The organism is Mycobacterium sp. MAC_080597_8934 (assembly GCF_000523975.1).
Classification (GTDB): domain Bacteria; phylum Actinomycetota; class Actinomycetes; order Mycobacteriales; family Mycobacteriaceae; genus Mycobacterium; species Mycobacterium avium.
On record NZ_JAOS01000004.1, the window covers coordinates 85,023 to 100,785 of the forward strand.

The 15,763-nt window shown below is 68.8% G+C and carries 16 protein-coding genes; 15 read left to right on the forward strand and 1 reads right to left on the reverse strand.

What is annotated here, in order from left to right:
- Positions 1-19: 19 nt before the first annotated feature.
- From NF20_RS03155 to fadD1, 8 genes are read left to right on the forward strand one after another with little or no spacing between them, the layout of a single operon-like run.
- Complete coding sequence (locus NF20_RS03155) at positions 20-1,156, forward strand: acyl-CoA dehydrogenase family protein (RefSeq protein WP_033711693.1); 1,137 nt, start codon at positions 20-22, stop codon at positions 1,154-1,156.
- Positions 1,149-1,649 (forward strand): MaoC family dehydratase, encoded by a 501-nt coding sequence (locus tag NF20_RS03160; RefSeq protein ID WP_033711695.1) that lies wholly within the window; start codon positions 1,149-1,151, stop codon positions 1,647-1,649. Before NF20_RS03155 ends, NF20_RS03160 begins: the two co-directional genes overlap by 8 nt.
- Positions 1,650-1,675: 26 nt before the next feature.
- Entirely contained in the window at positions 1,676-2,113 is a 438-nt protein-coding gene (locus NF20_RS03165; RefSeq protein WP_019732365.1) for a MaoC family dehydratase, read from the forward strand.
- Complete coding sequence (locus tag NF20_RS03170; protein WP_033711696.1) at positions 2,110-3,312, forward strand: thiolase family protein; 1,203 nt, start codon at positions 2,110-2,112, stop codon at positions 3,310-3,312. The genes NF20_RS03165 and NF20_RS03170 overlap by 4 nt, the downstream gene beginning before the upstream one ends.
- Before the next feature lie 2 nt (positions 3,313-3,314).
- Positions 3,315-3,716: a Zn-ribbon domain-containing OB-fold protein gene (locus tag NF20_RS03175; RefSeq protein WP_033711698.1), complete on the forward strand. Its 402-nt coding sequence runs from the start codon at positions 3,315-3,317 to the stop codon at positions 3,714-3,716.
- The gene (locus NF20_RS27560; protein WP_162936200.1) at positions 3,713-3,886 is read left to right on the forward strand and encodes a hypothetical protein; all 174 of its coding nucleotides are present in this window, start codon (positions 3,713-3,715) and stop codon (positions 3,884-3,886) included. Before NF20_RS03175 ends, NF20_RS27560 begins: the two co-directional genes overlap by 4 nt.
- Positions 3,883-5,478, forward strand: a complete 1,596-nt coding sequence (locus tag NF20_RS03180; protein WP_033711699.1) for a flavin-containing monooxygenase — start codon at positions 3,883-3,885, stop codon at positions 5,476-5,478. The genes NF20_RS27560 and NF20_RS03180 overlap by 4 nt, the downstream gene beginning before the upstream one ends.
- Entirely contained in the window at positions 5,475-7,094 is a 1,620-nt protein-coding gene (gene fadD1 / locus NF20_RS03185; RefSeq protein ID WP_033711700.1) for a fatty-acid--CoA ligase FadD1, read from the forward strand. The genes NF20_RS03180 and fadD1 overlap by 4 nt, the downstream gene beginning before the upstream one ends.
- Before the next feature lie 2 nt (positions 7,095-7,096).
- Here fadD1 and NF20_RS03190 read toward each other — a convergent pair whose 3' ends face one another.
- Positions 7,097-8,494, reverse strand: a complete 1,398-nt coding sequence (locus NF20_RS03190) for an HNH endonuclease signature motif containing protein (protein WP_033717206.1) — start codon at positions 8,492-8,494, stop codon at positions 7,097-7,099.
- Between the two features lie 201 nt (positions 8,495-8,695).
- Here NF20_RS03190 and NF20_RS03195 point away from each other — a divergent pair, with 201 nt between their 5' ends.
- The 7 genes from NF20_RS03195 to NF20_RS03225 all read left to right on the forward strand — a co-directional run bounded on the left by NF20_RS03195 (position 8,696) and on the right by NF20_RS03225 (position 15,759).
- Entirely contained in the window at positions 8,696-9,973 is a 1,278-nt protein-coding gene (locus NF20_RS03195; RefSeq protein WP_033712870.1) for a molybdopterin-dependent oxidoreductase, read from the forward strand.
- Positions 9,966-10,484, forward strand: a complete 519-nt coding sequence (locus NF20_RS03200; RefSeq protein WP_033712871.1) for a hypothetical protein — start codon at positions 9,966-9,968, stop codon at positions 10,482-10,484. Before NF20_RS03195 ends, NF20_RS03200 begins: the two co-directional genes overlap by 8 nt.
- A gap of 66 nt (positions 10,485-10,550) precedes the next feature.
- The gene (locus tag NF20_RS03205; RefSeq protein WP_033717208.1) at positions 10,551-12,164 is read left to right on the forward strand and encodes a class I adenylate-forming enzyme family protein; all 1,614 of its coding nucleotides are present in this window, start codon (positions 10,551-10,553) and stop codon (positions 12,162-12,164) included.
- Entirely contained in the window at positions 12,151-12,924 is a 774-nt protein-coding gene (locus tag NF20_RS03210; RefSeq protein WP_024637546.1) for a class II aldolase/adducin family protein, read from the forward strand. Before NF20_RS03205 ends, NF20_RS03210 begins: the two co-directional genes overlap by 14 nt.
- A 130-nt stretch (positions 12,925-13,054) precedes the next feature.
- On the forward strand, positions 13,055-14,323 hold the full coding sequence (locus tag NF20_RS03215; protein ID WP_033712873.1) for an amidohydrolase family protein: 1,269 nt from the start codon (positions 13,055-13,057) through the stop codon (positions 14,321-14,323).
- A gap of 90 nt (positions 14,324-14,413) precedes the next feature.
- Positions 14,414-14,941 carry a GbsR/MarR family transcriptional regulator gene (locus NF20_RS03220; RefSeq protein ID WP_033712874.1) on the forward strand — a complete coding sequence of 176 codons (528 nt, stop codon included), beginning with the start codon at positions 14,414-14,416 and terminating at the stop codon, positions 14,939-14,941.
- Complete coding sequence (locus NF20_RS03225; protein WP_033712876.1) at positions 14,938-15,759, forward strand: class I SAM-dependent methyltransferase; 822 nt, start codon at positions 14,938-14,940, stop codon at positions 15,757-15,759. The genes NF20_RS03220 and NF20_RS03225 overlap by 4 nt, the downstream gene beginning before the upstream one ends.
- The last annotated feature ends 4 nt before the right edge of the window (positions 15,760-15,763 follow it).

The window sequence follows — 15,763 nt, forward strand, 5'->3', positions numbered from 1 at the left end:
CCCGGACCCGACCACCCAGATGAAACTGACACCCACCGCCGAACAGCGCGACTTCGCGGCGTCGCTGCGCGCGCTGCTGGCCGCCCAGAACCCGCTGCACCTGGTGCGAGCGCTGAACGAACCGGACGCCGACCGCCGCACCCCCGCGTTGTGGAAGGCGCTGAGCGGCGCGGGCGTCTTCGGCCTGGCCATCGCCGAGGAGTACGGCGGCTCCGGCGGCTCGCTGGACGACCTGGCGGTCTTCTACACCGAAGCCGGCCGGGCGCTGTGCCCGACGACGGTGCATAACAGCGTGCAGGCGGCCCTGGCCGTCGACCGGCTCGGCTCCCGGGACGCCAAGGCCCGGTGGTTGCCGCCGCTGGTGTCGGGCAGTCTGCGCGCCACCACCGCGCTGTGGAGCGCCCGCGACGCCGCGCTGGTGTCCCCGGTGCTGCGCGCCGATCGGGCCGGTGCACCGGCCTCCCAGTGGCGGGTGAACGGAACCGTCGACTACGTCGCCGACGCCGACGTCGCCGACCTCGTCGTGGCATCGGCCGCTGCGGCCGGGCGGACACTGGTGTTCCTCGTCGACCCGCACACCGAGGGCGTGAGCCTGGCGCCGCTGGACATGGCCGGCGGGCACCGGGCCTTCGCGGTCCGCTTCGACGACGTGGCGATCGGCGACGACGCGGTGCTCGACGCCGTGGCCGCGGGCGTCACCCCGACCGACCTGCGCCGGCTGGCCAACACCGCGGTGGCGTTGGGCTCGCTCGACCTGGTCGGCGTCGGGCAGGCCGTGCTGGACCGCACCGTCGACTACACCAAGCTGCGTCACCAATTCGGCCGGTCCATCGCCTCGTTTCAGGCCGCCCAGCACGTGGTCGCCAACATGCACATCGCGCTGACGGCGGCACGCTTGGCCGCGCACGCTGCGGTGTTCTGGCTGGGACGCGGCCGCACCGCGAGCCGGGAGACGGCCGTCGCGCGCATGCATGCGGCCACCGCCGCCCGGCTGATCACGCTCGACGCGCACCAACTGCACGGCGGCATGGGCTATGTCACCGAGACCGACCTGCATCTGTGGAGCGAACGGGCCCGGCTCGGTTCGACGCTGGGCGGCGGCGCCGACGTCGCCGCATCGTGGCTCGAACAAACCTGGGAGGAGATCGGTGAGTGAGGACAGCTTGGTCGACGCCGAGTCGGCGGCGCGGGTGGGTACAGTCGCCGCGTCGGCGACCGGCGAAGTGAACCAACGGGATTGGCAGCGCTGGGCCGCGGCGGTCGGCGACCACAACCCGTTGTATTTCGACCCGGATTACGCGCGCGCCAACGGCTTTCGCGACATCATCTGCCCGCCGCTGTTTTTGCAATACGCGATCCTCGGCGTCTCGCGGCTGGACTCGCTGCGCCCCGACGGATCCTCCGGCGCGGTCACGGGCAGCCTCGCGTTTCCGCGCGCACCCAAGCGGATGGCCGGCGGGGAAAGCTTCACCTTCCACCTGCCCGCCTATCACCGCGACCGGGTCGACATGGTCCGCACCATCGCCTCGATCGTCGAAAAGCAGGGCCGCTCCGGCAGATTCGTGCTCGTCACGTGGCACACGGTGTACCGCAACCAGCACGACGAGCTACTGGCCGAGGCGTCGACGTCGATGATCGCCCGACCCTAGCAAGACCCGACCGAGAAAAGGCCGCCATGACCGAGCTGTTCTACGACGACGTCAGCGTGGGCGATCACATCCCCACCTTGACCGTCACCGTCGACGAAACCCAGATGTTCTTCTTCAGCGCCGCCACCTACAACGGTCACCGCATCCACTACGACAAAGAGTGGGCCCGCGCCGAGGGATACGACGATGTGCTGGTGCACGGCCCGCTTCAGGCGGCGCTGCTGGCCCGCGCGCTGGGGGACTGGATCGGCGGACGCGGACGACTGGTGTCGTTCTCGGTGCAGAACCGGGCAGTCGCCTATCCGGGCGAACCGCTCAGTTTCGGCGGCCGGGTCACCGGCAAGCGGCTGGACGAAAGCGGCTCCGGCCTGGTCGATTTGGACATCGCCGGCCGGCGCGACGACACCGTGCTGATGCCCGGCACGGCCACCGTGCAGCTGCCGCGGCGGGAAGCCCGATCGTGACCGGGCTGCGCGGCGAAGCGGCGATCGTCGGCATCACGGAGCTGCCGGCCGAGCGACGGCCGACCGGTCCGCCGCGGTTCACCCTCGACCAGTACGCGTTGCTGGCGAAGCTGGTGATCGAGGACGCCGGCGTCGACCCCGGCCGGGTCAACGGGCTGCTGACCCACGGCGTCGCCGAGTCGGCCATGTTCGCACCGGCCACCCTGTGCGAATACCTGGGCCTGGCATGCGATTTCGGTGAGCGCGTCGATCTGGGCGGGGCCAGCTCCGCGGGCATGGTGTGGCGGGCCGCGGCGTCCGTCGAACTCGGCATCTGCGAGGCGGCGCTGGCCGTGGTCCCCGGGTCCGCATCGGTGCCGCACTCCGCGCGCCGACCCCCGCCCGAACCCAATTGGTATGGGGCGTCATCCAACAACTACGGCTCGCCGCAGGCCGAATTCGAGATCCCGTACGGCAACGTCGGCCAGAACGCGCCCTACGCGCAGATCGCCCAGCGGTACGCCGCGGAATTCGGCTACGACCCCGCCGCGCTCGCCAAGATCGCCGTCGACCAGCGCACCAACGCGTGCGCCCATCCCGGCGCCGTCTTCTTCGGCACCCCGATTACGGCGGCCGACGTGCTGGGCAGCCCGATGATCGCCGACCCCATCCACATGCTGGAAACGGTGATGCGCGTGCACGGGGGAGCCGCGGTGTTGATCGCCAACGCCGACCTCGCCCGCCGCGGCCGCCACCGCCCGGTGTGGATCAAGGGCTTCGGCGAACACATCGCCTTCAAGACCCCGACGTACGCCGAGGACCTGCTGTCCACCCCGATCGCGCGCGCCGCCGAACGGGCCTTCGCGATGGCCGGGCTGGACCGGCCGGATGTGGACGTCGCCTCCATCTACGACTGCTACACGATCACGGTGCTGATGAGCCTGGAAGACGCCGGATTCTGCGCGAAAGGCCAAGGCATGCAATGGATCGGCGACCACGACCTGACCCATCGGGGCGACTTCCCGCTGAACACCGCCGGCGGCCAACTGTCCTTCGGCCAGGCCGGCATGGCCGGTGGCATGCACCATGTGGTCGACGGCGCCCGCCAGATCATGGGCCGGGCCGGCGACGCCCAGGTGCCCGGCTGCCACACCGCCTTCGTGACCGGCAACGGCGGCATCATGAGCGAGCAGGTCGCCCTGCTGCTGCAGGGGGAGTAGCGATGACACCGCGCCCGATTCCCGAGCCCACCCCCGTCTCGCGGCCGTTCTGGGACGGCCTGGCGCAGCATCGGATCCTGGTGCAGTACTCGCCGTCGCTGCGGCGCTACGTGTTCTATCCGCGCATCCTGTCACCGGGAACGCTGGCCGACGACCTGGAATGGCGGGAAATCGACGGCGCCGCAACGCTGTACACGTTCACCGTCGCACGCCGGCCCACCGGCCCGCCGTGGGCCGACGCGGTGCCGCAGCTGCCCGCGGTGGTGCACTGGGATGCCGGGCCGAAGTTCAGCACCGAGCTGGTCGACGTCGACCCCGGCGACATCAGGATCGGGATGCGGGTCAGCCCGGTGTTCTACGATCTGCAGGACGGGATCACGCTGTTGAAGTACCGGCCCGCATGAGCGCGACGATGCGGTCGGAGGTGCACATGGACGACCCGCTGGACGGCATGGTGCGGGCCATGCCGGAGCAGCTGAACGCCGGATTCCCACGCGTCCGCATCTACTGCCCGCACGGCGCCCCGGCCGGCGACGGGTTGTTGCATCCGGCGCACCGAGAGGCCCCAGCATGACCGACGTCAGCGATGTCCTCGTCATCGGCGCCGGATTCGGCGGGCTCTACGCCGTGCACCGTGCCGCCTCATCCGGCCTGTCGGTGACCGCGCTCGAGGCGGCCCCGGACGTCGGCGGCACCTGGTACTGGAACCGCTACCCGGGTGCGCGTTGCGACGTCGAAAGCGTGGACTATTCCTACTCTTTCGACGAAGAGCTGCAGCGCAGCTGGCAGTGGACCGAACGCTTCGCCGCACAGCCGGAGATCCTCGCCTATCTGCGGCACGTCGCCGACCGCTTCGACCTGCGCCGCCACTACCGCTTCGGTGCGGACGTCGTCGACGCCGCGTTCGAACACGGCCGCTGGCGCGTCGGCGCCAGCAACGGGCAGACCTTTGCCGCACGGTTCCTGATCTGCGCCACCGGCTGCCTGTCGGCGGTCAACCGGCCCGATATCCCTGGGGCGCAGGACTTCTCGGGCGAGGTGTACTTCACCGCCGCCTGGCCGCGCGAGGATCCCGCCCTGCGCGGCAAGCGGGTCGGCCTGATCGGCACCGGATCGTCGGGAATCCAGGCGACCCCCATCATCGCCGCGCAAGCCGAAAGCCTGGTCGTCTTTCAGCGATCCGCGAACTACACCATTCCCATGCCCAACCGGCCGTTTTCGGCCGAGGAGCAGCAACGGATTCAAGAGCAGTATCCCGAGCGCCGCCGCGTTTCCGCCTACGCAACGTCGGGCACCCCGCACGGCACGTACCACAAGAACGCCGTCGACACCGACCCGGCCGAACGGGCCGAAGCGCTGTGGAAGCGGTGGCGCGAGGGTGGCGTGCTGTTCGCCAAGACGTTCCCCGACCAAACCAGCGATCCGGCCGCCAACGACATCGCCAGGACGTTCGCGGAGGAGCGGATCCGGGAAATCGTCACCGATCCCGACGTCGCGGCGGACCTCATTCCCGTGGATCACCCGATCGGCACCAAACGGATCTGCACCGACGACGGCTACTACGCCACTTTCAACCGCGACAATGTGCGGCTGGTGAACCTGCGCCGCGAGCCCATCGAAGCAATCACCGCAGACGGAATACAAACCAGCACAACGACATATCCCTGCGATGTGCTGATCTTCGCGACCGGCTTCGACGCGCTGACCGGAGCGTTGACCCGCATCAACCCCACGGGGCCCCGCGGCGACCGACTGCGCGACATCTGGGCCGACGGGCCACTGACCTTTCTCGGCATGATGGTGCCGGGCCTGCCGAACCTGTTCAGCATCAGCGGGCCCGGCAGCCCCTCGGTGCTGGCCAACATGGTGCTGCACGCCGAAGTCCAAGTCGACTGGGTCATGGATTTGCTGTGTGCGGCGCGCCGACTGGGGGTGACCGAGGTCGAGCCGCGGCGGGACGCGGCCGTGGAGTGGACCCGGCACGTGGCCGAGGTGGCTGAGCGGACGCTGTTCCCCAAGGCGGCCTCGTCGTGGTACCTGGGCGCCAACATCGAAGGCAAGAAACGAGTGTTCATGCCCTACATCGGAGGGTTCGGCACGTATCGGCGGCACTGCGAGCAGGTGGCCGACCGCGGCTATGCCGGGCTGGTGCTGACGACACGATGATTGAGACGGTGCAGCAGCTGTTGCGGCAGCGCCGACACGACGACACCCCGGCGGTCGCATACGGCGACAAGACCTGGACGTGGCGCGAGCACCTGGCCGAGGCCGAGGCCGAGGCGGCGGCGCTGATCGCCCGCGCCGACCCCGCCCGCCCGCTGCATGTCGGTGCGGCGCTGGGCAATTCACCGGCGATGCTGCGTGCCATGGCCGCCGCGGGGCTCGGCGGTTACGTCCTGTGCGGGCTGAACACCACCCGCCGGGGATCAGCGCTGCTGTCCGACGTCCACCGCTCCGACTGCCAGATCCTCCTTGTCGACGACGAGCACCTGCCGTTGCTGGACGGGTTGGACCTCAACGGAATTCAGGTTCTCGAGGTCGGGTCGCCGGCCTATGCCGATGCGGTTGCCGCGGCGCCGCCGCTGATTCCGCACCGCGAAGTGACGGCGGCCGACCCGTTCATGATGATCTTCACGTCCGGCACCAGCGGCAATCCCAAGGCGGTGCGGTTCGCGCATGGGATGGCGATCATGTGCGGCGCCAGCCTCATCTTTCAATACGACGTCACCGCGGACGACGTCTGCTATCTGGCGATGCCGCTGTTTCATTCCAACGGCGTCGCCGCCGGGTGGGCCGTCGCGGTCGGCAGCGGCGCGTTGATGGTTCCCGCCAAGTTCTCGCCGTCGCGGTTCCTCGACGACGTGCGCCGCTACCGGGTGACCTATCTGAACTATGTCGGCAAGCCGCTGGCGCTGATCCTGTCCACTCCCGAGCGACCCGACGACGCCGACAACACGCTGCGGGTGGCCTTCGGCAACGAGGCGACCGATCGCGACATCGCCGAATTCGCACGGCGTTTCGGATGCCGGGTGGTGGACAGCTTCGGCTCCAGCGAGTTCGCGGTGATCGTGGTGCGCGAAGACGGCACCCCGCCCGGCTCCATCGGCAGGCCGTATCCCGGGGTCAGCATCTACAACCCGACCACCCTGAAGGAATGCGCCGTCGCGCAGTTCGATGAGCATGGCGCGCTGAGCAACTTCGAGGAGGCGGTCGGCGAGCTGGTCAACACCCAGGGCGCCGGCCCGTTCGTCGGCTACTACAACGATCCGGAGGCGACGGCCGAGCGGATGCGACACGGCATGTACTGGTCGGGCGATCTGGCCTACCGCGACGCCGACGGGTGGATCTATCTGGCCGGCCGGACCGCGGATTGGATGCGGGTGGACGGGGAGAACCTGGCGGCCGCGCCGATCGAACGGATCCTGGCGCGGTTGCCCGACATCAGCCAGGTCGCCGTCTACGCGGTCCCCGACGAGCGGGTCGGTGACCAGGTGATGGCCGCGCTGGTGCTGCGCGCCGGGGCGCAGCTGAGCCCGGAAGAATTCGGGCGGTTCCTTGCGTCGCAGCCCGACTTGTCACCCAAGGCGTGGCCGCGCTACGTGCGCATCAACGACCGGCTGCCCACCACCGCCACCAACAAGATCCTCAAGCGGGCGCTGATCTCCGCGGGCGTCACCGCGCACGACGGCGTGTTGTGGTCGCGTGCGCCGCGGGGCACCCGGTACGCCGTGGCGGGTGAAAATGCCGACGGCCCTGCAGCTTCCGTGATCGCGGGGCAGTGACGCTACGCCGCCTCGTCGTCATCGCCGTCGCTGTCCTCGTCTTCATCCCCGTTCTCCCCGCGTAGGAGTTTTTCGGGGTGGTGGAAGGTGTTGGTGCGGGGTTGGTTTCGGTCTAGGTGGGGTGGTGGGATCCATTGGGTTTCGCCTTTGGCGTTTTTGTGGGTGGTCCAGGCGCCGGGTTGTAGGAGGCGGTGGTGGGGTCCGCAGGCGAAGGTGAGGTCGTTGATGTCGGTGGTGTGGCAGGTGGCGTAGTCGGTGCAGTGGTGCACTTCGGTGTAGTAGCCGGGGACGGTGCAGCCGGGGGCGGTGCAGCCGCGGTCTTTGGCGTATAACACGATGCGCTGTGCGGGGGAGGCCAGGCGTTTGGTGTGATACAGGGCCAGGGCTTTGCCGTGGTCGAAGATGGCGAGGTAGTGGTGGGCGTGGCGGGATAGCCGGATCACATCGGACATGGGCAGCAGGGTGCCGCCGCCGGTGAGCCCTTTGCCGGCGGCGGTTTCGAGGTCGGCCAGGGTGGTGGTGACGATGATGGAGGCCGGGAGGCCGTTGTGTTGGCCGAGGTTTCCTGAGGCCAGCAGGGCGCGCAGGCCGGCCAGCAGCCCATCGTGGTTGCGCTGGGCCGCCGAGCGGGTGTCCCCCTCGATGGCCTGCTCGGTAGGCGTGCCGTCCACGCAGGGGTTTTCGTCGAGGGGGTTGCACATGCCGGGGGCGGCGAGTTTGGCCAGCACCGCTTCCAGGGTGGCGCGCAGCTCGGGGGATAGCCAGCCGCGGAGTTCGGACATGCCGTCGGCGTGTTGGTTGCCGAGGGTGAGGCTGCGGCGGCGGGCGCGGTCTTCGTCGCGGTAGAGGCCGTCGGGGTTGAGGCAATCGGCCAGCGTGCCGGCCAGTGCCGCGAGGTGTTCGGGACGATACCGCCCACCCTGGTTGGCGAGGTCGGTTTCGGCGCGCTCCCGGGTTGCCTGGTCGATCCAACCGGGCAACTGGTGGCAGAACTTACGGATCACCGCCACCTGCTCGGGACCCAACAACCCGGCCCGTTGCGCGGCCGCGGTGGCCGCCAGTGCCGGGGCGATCGGCTCGCCGGTCAGCCCGACGCGGGGGCCCAGGTCGGCGGCGGTGTGCACCCGCCGGGCGGCCTCGGCGCGGCTGATCAGGGTGGCCTCGGCGATCGCATGCGAAAGCCGGCCACCCAACTCCGCCGGGCTGGCGTCGCGGGCCAGCGCGTTGATCAGCGGATGCTCGACCGCCGGCAGCCGCCGGCGCACCGTCTCGCAGCGCTGCAACAACGATAGACACTCGCGGGGCGTCAACGCGTCAAAACTCAACTCGCCCAGGCGGTCGACCGCAGCATCCAGCGCATCGAAGACCTTGACGATCTCTTCACGGCTGCTGCAACCCATGCCTCGAAGTGTATGAAGGGGCACCGACAAGAATCGCCGCCATGTGACCACAGAAACCAAAGTGACACAAGGGATTTAGGCGGGCGGCCTGAGGGTGCCGGGGGTGGTGGGACGCATCCGCCCGCGCCACCGAATCTGAACCATCAACGCCGCTGCGTCGTGAAAGATCATCAGGATGAAGCCCAGCCACACAGGAACCCGATGAAGCCGACACGGACAACCGGGCGCAGCTTCCCCGGGCGGCTGTGGCGCAGCCCGCTGCGCGGGCCCTGGTTGACGTCGGTGTTCGGTTCGATCCTGCTGGTGACCCTGCCCGTCGTCATCGTCACGGGACTGCTGTCCTACATCGCCTATGGGCCGCGGTTCGGCCAGGCCGTCCCGGCCGAGGTCGCGTGGCTGAGGCTGCCGGTCTTCGACTGGCCCACCGACCCGCCGTGGCTGTACCGGGCAACCCAGGGACTGCATGTCGGGCTGGGACTGGTGCTGATCCCGGTGGTGCTCGCCAAGCTGTGGTCAGTCATCCCCAGGCTCTTCGCATGGCCGCCGGCACGCTCGATTGCCCAACTGCTGGAACGTGTTTCGGTGCTGATGCTGGTCGGGGGCATCCTGTTCGAGATGGTCACCGGCGTGTTGAACATCCAGTACGACTACATCTTCGGCTTCAGTTTCTACACCGCACACTATTTCGGCGCCTGGGTGTTCGCCATCGGATTCCTCATGCACGTGACGATCAAGGGCCGGCGGATGTGGGCCGGGCTGCGCTCGATGTCGATGCGGGCGGTCCTGCGCACCGCAGCTGCCGACACCCAGCCGGAGCCCTGGCGGCCGGGCGGGCTCGCCGCCGCCGAGCCGGGCCCCGCCACGATGAGCCGGCGCGGCGCGTTGGCGCTGGTGGGCGGCGGTGCATTGTTTCTTGCGCTGATCACCGCCGGCCAGACCCTCGGCGGCCGCACCCGACCGGCCGCCCTGTTGCTGCCGCACGGGCGCGACCGCGGGTCGGGAGCCAACGACTTCGACGTCAACCGCACCGCAGCCGCCGCCGGCATCGCCGCCGCGGACATCGGCGCGCGCTGGCGACTCACCCTCGGCGGTGGAGCGCGACCGGTGGTCCTGGACCGTGCCTCGCTGCTGGCGATGCCGCAGCACACCGCGGTATTGCCGATCGCCTGCGTGGAGGGCTGGTCGACCACTCAGGCGTGGACCGGCGTGCGACTGGCGGATCTGGCCCGTCTCGCCGGTGTTCCTGCACCGCGATCGGCGCGGGTGTCCTCCGTGGAACGGGCCGGCGCCTTCAACGCCGCGACGTTGCACGGCAGCCAGGTGCTGCACCCGGACGCGCTGCTGGCGCTGCGGGTCAACGGCGCCGAGCTGTCCGTGGACCACGGCTTTCCCGCACGCATCGTCGTGCCCGCGCTGCCCGGCGTACACAACACCAAATGGGTTGCCGCCATTGACTTTCGGGCCGGCGGCGATGCGTAGCGCATTCATCCGGTGCTACGGTTCGCACCCGATCCACCTGCTGACGATGATCTGCGGGTTCGCGCTGCTGGGCTATGTGGTGGCCGTCATGAAACCGGACGCGCTGTACAACCCGCGGTCGTGGTGGCAGTCGATCATCGTGTGGTTCGTCGCGGCCGTCGTCGGGCACGATCTGCTGTTGTTTCCCGTCTACGCCGGCCTGGACCGGCTGTTGCGGAACCGAACCCGGCGACCGCAGCCGCCCGGTGTGCCAGTGCTCAATTACCTTCGGGTGCCCGCGCTGGGCGCCGGCCTGACGCTGCTGGTGTTCCTTCCCGGCATCATCGGCCAGGGCGCCGGAACCTACCGGGCCGCGACCGGCCAGACACAGGACCCGTTCCTGGGGCGGTGGCTGCTGCTGACCGCGGCGATGTTCGCGCTCAGCGCCGCCAGCTACGCCGTGCGCCTGGCACTCGCGAGCCGGCGAGCGCGTCGGCGAGCGCGGCGGGGCCGAGCCGGGTCGCCCGCATGACGCGCACGTCAGGCACGCGGCACCCGCCGCGCCGAATCCCTGACACGGTTTTCCTATCATTTGGTGATGAGTGCCGGTGGGCTGCACACCGAGTCCTCGCCGGCCTTCTCCGACGAGGACGTCGCCCGGTTCCGCGCGGCGGGCTGGTGGTGCGATTCCACACTGTCGGACGCGGTGCGCCGCAACGCCCAACGCACACCCGAGCGTCCGGCCTACATCGACCACGGCGGGCGGACCTTCACCTGGCATGAATTCGACTGCGCTGCAAGCAATCTAGCCGAGACGCTTGCCGGACTCGGCGTCGGCCCGGGCGATCGAGTCGCGGTGTGGCACGGCGACTGCGCGGCCATCCACGTGCTGTTCGTGGCGATCGAACGGCGCGGGGCGGTGGTCGTCGGTATCGGCGCGCGCGCCGGCGCCCGCGAGGCCGGCGCGATACTGCGCAACGCGCAGCCGAAAATCCTGCTCAGCGATCAACCGCGCAGCAAGCCCGCCGCGGAGGTGGCCGGCGAACTGCGCATCCCCGCACTGGTATTGACCCAGCCACTCGACACCGAACCCAGGGCGTCGGACCGCGACTGTCAACTGGGCCCGGACGACGTTTTCCTCATCAACTCCACGTCCGGGACCACCGGGCTGCCCAAATGCGTCGTGCACACCCAAAACCGTTGGTACTACTTCCACCAGAAGGCTGTCGCGAACGGGATGCTGACGCCCGACGACGTCTTCCTGCCCGTCATACCCACCCCATTCGGCTTCGGGATCTGGACCAGCCACACCACGCCGATCCACCTGGGCGCCACCGCCGTCATCCTGGACCGGTTCACCCCCGCGGCCACCTGCGAGGCGATAGCGCGGCACGGGGTCACCGTACTATGTTGTGTCAGTACACAATTGACCATGCTGATGGCGGACCCGGCCAGCCGCCGTCACGACCTGAGTTCGCTGCGCATCGTCTACACCGGCGGCGAAGCCCTGCCGTACCGGCCCGCGGCCGAATTCGAGGAACTCACCGGCGCTACCATCCTGCAGTTCTACGGCTCCAACGAGACCGGGATGCTCAGCGCCACCACCGTGCACGACCCACGAGACCGGCGGCTCGGCACCGCGGGCCGCATCGTCCCCGAAATGGCGGTCCGGTTGTTCGACGGGGACACCGACGTCACGGCGACCCGGCGCGGCCAGCCCGCGTGCCGGGGCCCGGCGACCAGCCTGGGCTATCTCGGCGGCACCGACCACGACAAGCTGTTCACCCGCAACGGCTGGATGCGCATGGGCGACATCTGCGAGATCGACGCCGACGGGTATCTGCGGGTCACCGGGCGGACCTCCGATTTCATCCTGCGCGGGGGCAAGAACATCAGCGCAAGCCAGGTCGAAGACGCGGCCATGACACATCCCGCCATCGCCGTCGCGGCCGCCGTCGCCATGCCCGATCCGGTGTTCGGCGAAAAGGTCTGCCTCTACGCCGAACTCGCCGGGCCCGCCACGGATCCCGCCACCCTGGACCTCGCCGACCTCACCGAACACCTGCTGGCACAGGGGTTTTCCAAGGAACTGCTGCCCGAGCGGCTGATCGTCGTCGACGAGCTGCCACGGTCATCCGGCGGAAAGGTAGCCAAAGGCCGACTTCGCGAGGATATTAGAGCCAGGATGGAGGCTGGTGATGAACGCTCCTGATGCGCGGCGTGGCGGGTTGGAAGTCTGGGCGCCGTCGGTGGTTCCGCCCATCGGCGTCGAACTCTCCGACGAGCAGGCACTTGCCGTCGCGTTCCGTCACCTGGCCGGCATCGGATTCGCCGAGAACATGGCCGGACACATCACCTGGCAGCGCGACGGCCGGACCGACATGTTCGTCAACCCGTGGGGGCTGTGGTGGCAGGAGATCACCGCGTCCGACATCTGCGTGGTGGACGGCGACGCGCGCGTGGTCCGCGGCCGTTGGGACGTCACCCCGGCCATCCACATCCACACCGAGCTGCACCGGGTGCGCGACGACGCCCGCGTCGTCATCCACAACCACCCGTACTACGTCTGTGTGCTCGCCGCGCTGGGCACGCTGCCCGAGCTGGTGCACCAAACCGGCTCCCTGTTCCTCGACGACCTGTGCCTGGTCGACACCTACGACGGCGAAATCGACACCCCGGCCCGGGCCGCCGACCTCGCCGCCCGCATCGGCGGCGCGAACCTGACCATTCTGGCCAACCACGGCGTCATCGCCACGGGTCGCAACCTGCCCGAGGCGGTCTACCGCGCCGCCTCGATCGAACGAGTGTGCAAACTGGCCTACGACGTCATGCTGACCGGCAGGGAACCGGTGAGCATGAACTGGTCGGACATGGCCGGCATGCAGCGTTCGCTGATCGAACGGGCCGCCGACGTGTATTGGGCGGGGGCGGCGCGGATGACCATCAAGGCCGATCCCGACGTGCTCCGGTGAACGGCATCGCCGAGTGTGCGCTCACGGCGGCGACACGCCGAGACGCGTCGCCGCCACCGCACATTGAAAGCCGTCAGTTCACACTCAACGACCCACATTCAACACTGCTGCGGTGCAAGGGGATCAGGGCATGAAATCCATCGATGAGCTGGCCACCGACCTGAACTTCACCACCGCGAAAACCGGCGCCCAGCGCACGGTCACCCTGTTGCCCGATCCGCCCCGCGCCCCGCGCCGCTACACGCTGATCTCGGTCGACGACCACATCGTCGAACCCCCGGACACCTTCGCCGGGCGGGTGCCCCGCAAGTTCGCCGACCGGGCGCCGTGCGTCGTGGACACCGACACCGGGGGACAGACCTGGGTGTACGACGGCCGGCAACTGCCCAATGTCGGGTTCAATGCGGTGGTCGGGCGGCCGGTGGCCGAGTACGGCTTCGAGCCGGTACGATTCGACGAAATGCGCAGGGGCGCTTGGGATATCCATGAACGCGTCAAAGACATGGACCTCAACGGCGTCTACGCCTCGCTCAACTTCCCGTCGTTCCTGCCGGGATTCGCCGGCCAGCGGCTGCAGCAGCTGACGGACGATCGTGACCTCGCCCTGGCCTGTGTACGGGCCTGGAACGACTGGCATTTCGAGGTCTGGGCGGGCTCGTACCCCGACCGCATCATTCCTTGCCAACTGCCCTGGCTGCTGGACCCCGAACTCGGCGCGAAGATGATTTATGAGAACGCCGAACGAGGCTTTCACGCCGTGACCTTCAGCGAGAACCCCGCGATGCTCGGCCTGCCCAGCATCCACACCGGCCACTGGGGCCCGATGATGGCCGCCTGCGCCGAGACCGGCACCGTCGTCAACCTGCACATCGGATCGTCGGGGTCCTCGCCGTCCACCACCGCCGACGCGCCGCCGGACGTGCAGGGAGTGCTGTTCTTCGCCTACGCGATCTCCGCGGCGGTGGACTGGCTCTACTCCGGGCTGCCCAGCAGGTTCCCCGACCTCAAGATCTGCTTGTCCGAAGGCGGAATTGGTTGGGTCGCAGGTCTTCTGGATCGCCTCGACCACATGCTCAGCTACCACGCCATGTACGGCACCTGGCAGGCACTCGGCGAGCGGCTGACTCCGGCCGAGGTGCTGGTGCGCAACTTCTGGTTCTGCGCGGTCGAAGACAAGTCGTCGTTCGTGCAGCGCGACCGGATCGGCGTCGACAACATCATGCTGGAAGCCGACTACCCGCACTGCGATTCGACGTGGCCGCACACCCAGCAGACCGTTCACGAACAAATCGGTGATCTGCCTGCCGATGTCATCCGTAAGTTCACCTGGCAGAACGCCTCTCGTTTGTACCAGCATCCGGTGCCGATCCAGGTGCAGCAAAACCCCGACGCGTTCTAATCTGACCCCAAGGCTGGGTTCCGTGACAAAGCCCGCTTGCATGTTGTACGTTAAGTATGTACTTAACGATGCAACCCAACGTGGAGGCCCATGTCCCCGGACGAGGCCGAGTTCGTCGACCGCCTCGGGCTGTTCTTCGAGTTGCTCGGCGCCACCCGCACGATGGGCCGGGTCTACGGCTGGCTGCTGATCTGCGAACCGCCGCAGCAGTCGCTGACCCAGCTGGCCGACGCGTTGTCGGTGAGCAAGGCCTCGATCAGCACGGTCGCCCGGCAACTGCTGGACGGCGGCATGGTGGAGCGGTTGCCCAGCCCCAACCGTCAACACCTTTACCGGGTCACCCCGGGCGGATTCACCAGTGTGCTGGAAACCCAGCTGTCGCTGATGCGGGTGGGCATCGAGCCCGCCGAGTTCGCGCTGTCGGTGCTGGGTGACGACCGCGCCGAGCAACGCCGGCGGGTCGAGGACTTCCGCGACTTCTGCGAGTTCTGCACCCGCGACTACCGCGATCAGCTGATGCGGATGTGGACCGAATACCGCTCGGCCAAGACGGCCGGTCCGACCAAGGCCGCCAAGGAGGCCGGTTCGACCAAGTCGGCCAGGAGGAGGCAATCGTGACGGCCACGGAGAAGGTCGACTTCAGTTCGGTCGCCTGGGGATCGGTGGAATGGACCAACCTCGTCACGCTGTACCTGCGAGCCTGCGAAAGCCGTTCGCGGCAGCCGATTCTGGGGGACACGGCGGCCGCCGAGGCGGTGGACCGGATCCGGTACGACTTCAAGAGAATCCATCGCATGTCGTTGCCGGCGTCGAATCAGTACCTCGTCGCGCTGCGCGCCGTGCAGTTCGACGACTGGTGCGCCGAGTTGTTGGGCCGCCATCCCGACGCCGTCGTGCTGCACCTGGGCTGCGGCCTGGACGGCCGGGCCTTCCGGGTGTCAGTGCCGCCGTCGGTTTCCTGGTTCGACGTCGACCAGCCCAGCGTCATCGGGCTGCGCCGCCGGCTCTACGACGACACCGAGAACTATCGCATGATCGGCTCGTCGGTGACCGAGCTGCAATGGCTGGACGAGGTTCCGGCCGGACGTCCCACCCTGATGGTGGCCGAGGGGCTGCTGATGTACCTGCGCGAGGACGAGGTCCGGCTGCTGCTGCAGCGCCTGATCGACCGATTCCCCGGCGGCGAAATGCATTTCGACACGCTCTCGGCGCTGGCCCCGCTGCTCTCCAAGGTCTTCACCCGCGGAATCATCACCTGGGGCATCCGCGACGCGCGCCGGATCGCCGACTGGAATCCCCGGCTGCGCTTCCTCGAGCAGTCGCCCGCCCTGGCCGGCTACCAGCGGATCCCGTCGGCCGTCGTGCGGTCGATCTACCGGCTGACGTGGCTGACCGGCGGGCGCGGCTACGACGTGCTGAACCGCTTCGAATACTGAGCTG

Coding starts and splice junctions, on each gene's coding strand:
- NF20_RS03155 (WP_033711693.1), top strand. CDS start 20: ATGAAACTGACACCCACCGCCGAACAGCGCGACTTCGCGGCGTCGCTG.
- NF20_RS03165 (WP_019732365.1), top strand. CDS start 1,676: ATGACCGAGCTGTTCTACGACGACGTCAGCGTGGGCGATCACATCCCC.
- NF20_RS03175 (WP_033711698.1), top strand. CDS start 3,315: ATGACACCGCGCCCGATTCCCGAGCCCACCCCCGTCTCGCGGCCGTTC.
- NF20_RS27560 (WP_162936200.1), top strand. CDS start 3,713: ATGAGCGCGACGATGCGGTCGGAGGTGCACATGGACGACCCGCTGGAC.
- NF20_RS03180 (WP_033711699.1), top strand. CDS start 3,883: ATGACCGACGTCAGCGATGTCCTCGTCATCGGCGCCGGATTCGGCGGG.
- fadD1 (WP_033711700.1), top strand. CDS start 5,475: ATGATTGAGACGGTGCAGCAGCTGTTGCGGCAGCGCCGACACGACGAC.
- NF20_RS03190 (WP_033717206.1), bottom strand. CDS start 8,494: ATGGGTTGCAGCAGCCGTGAAGAGATCGTCAAGGTCTTCGATGCGCTG.
- NF20_RS03195 (WP_033712870.1), top strand. CDS start 8,696: ATGAAGCCGACACGGACAACCGGGCGCAGCTTCCCCGGGCGGCTGTGG.
- NF20_RS03200 (WP_033712871.1), top strand. CDS start 9,966: ATGCGTAGCGCATTCATCCGGTGCTACGGTTCGCACCCGATCCACCTG.
- NF20_RS03205 (WP_033717208.1), top strand. CDS start 10,551: ATGAGTGCCGGTGGGCTGCACACCGAGTCCTCGCCGGCCTTCTCCGAC.
- NF20_RS03210 (WP_024637546.1), top strand. CDS start 12,151: ATGAACGCTCCTGATGCGCGGCGTGGCGGGTTGGAAGTCTGGGCGCCG.
- NF20_RS03215 (WP_033712873.1), top strand. CDS start 13,055: ATGAAATCCATCGATGAGCTGGCCACCGACCTGAACTTCACCACCGCG.
- NF20_RS03220 (WP_033712874.1), top strand. CDS start 14,414: ATGTCCCCGGACGAGGCCGAGTTCGTCGACCGCCTCGGGCTGTTCTTC.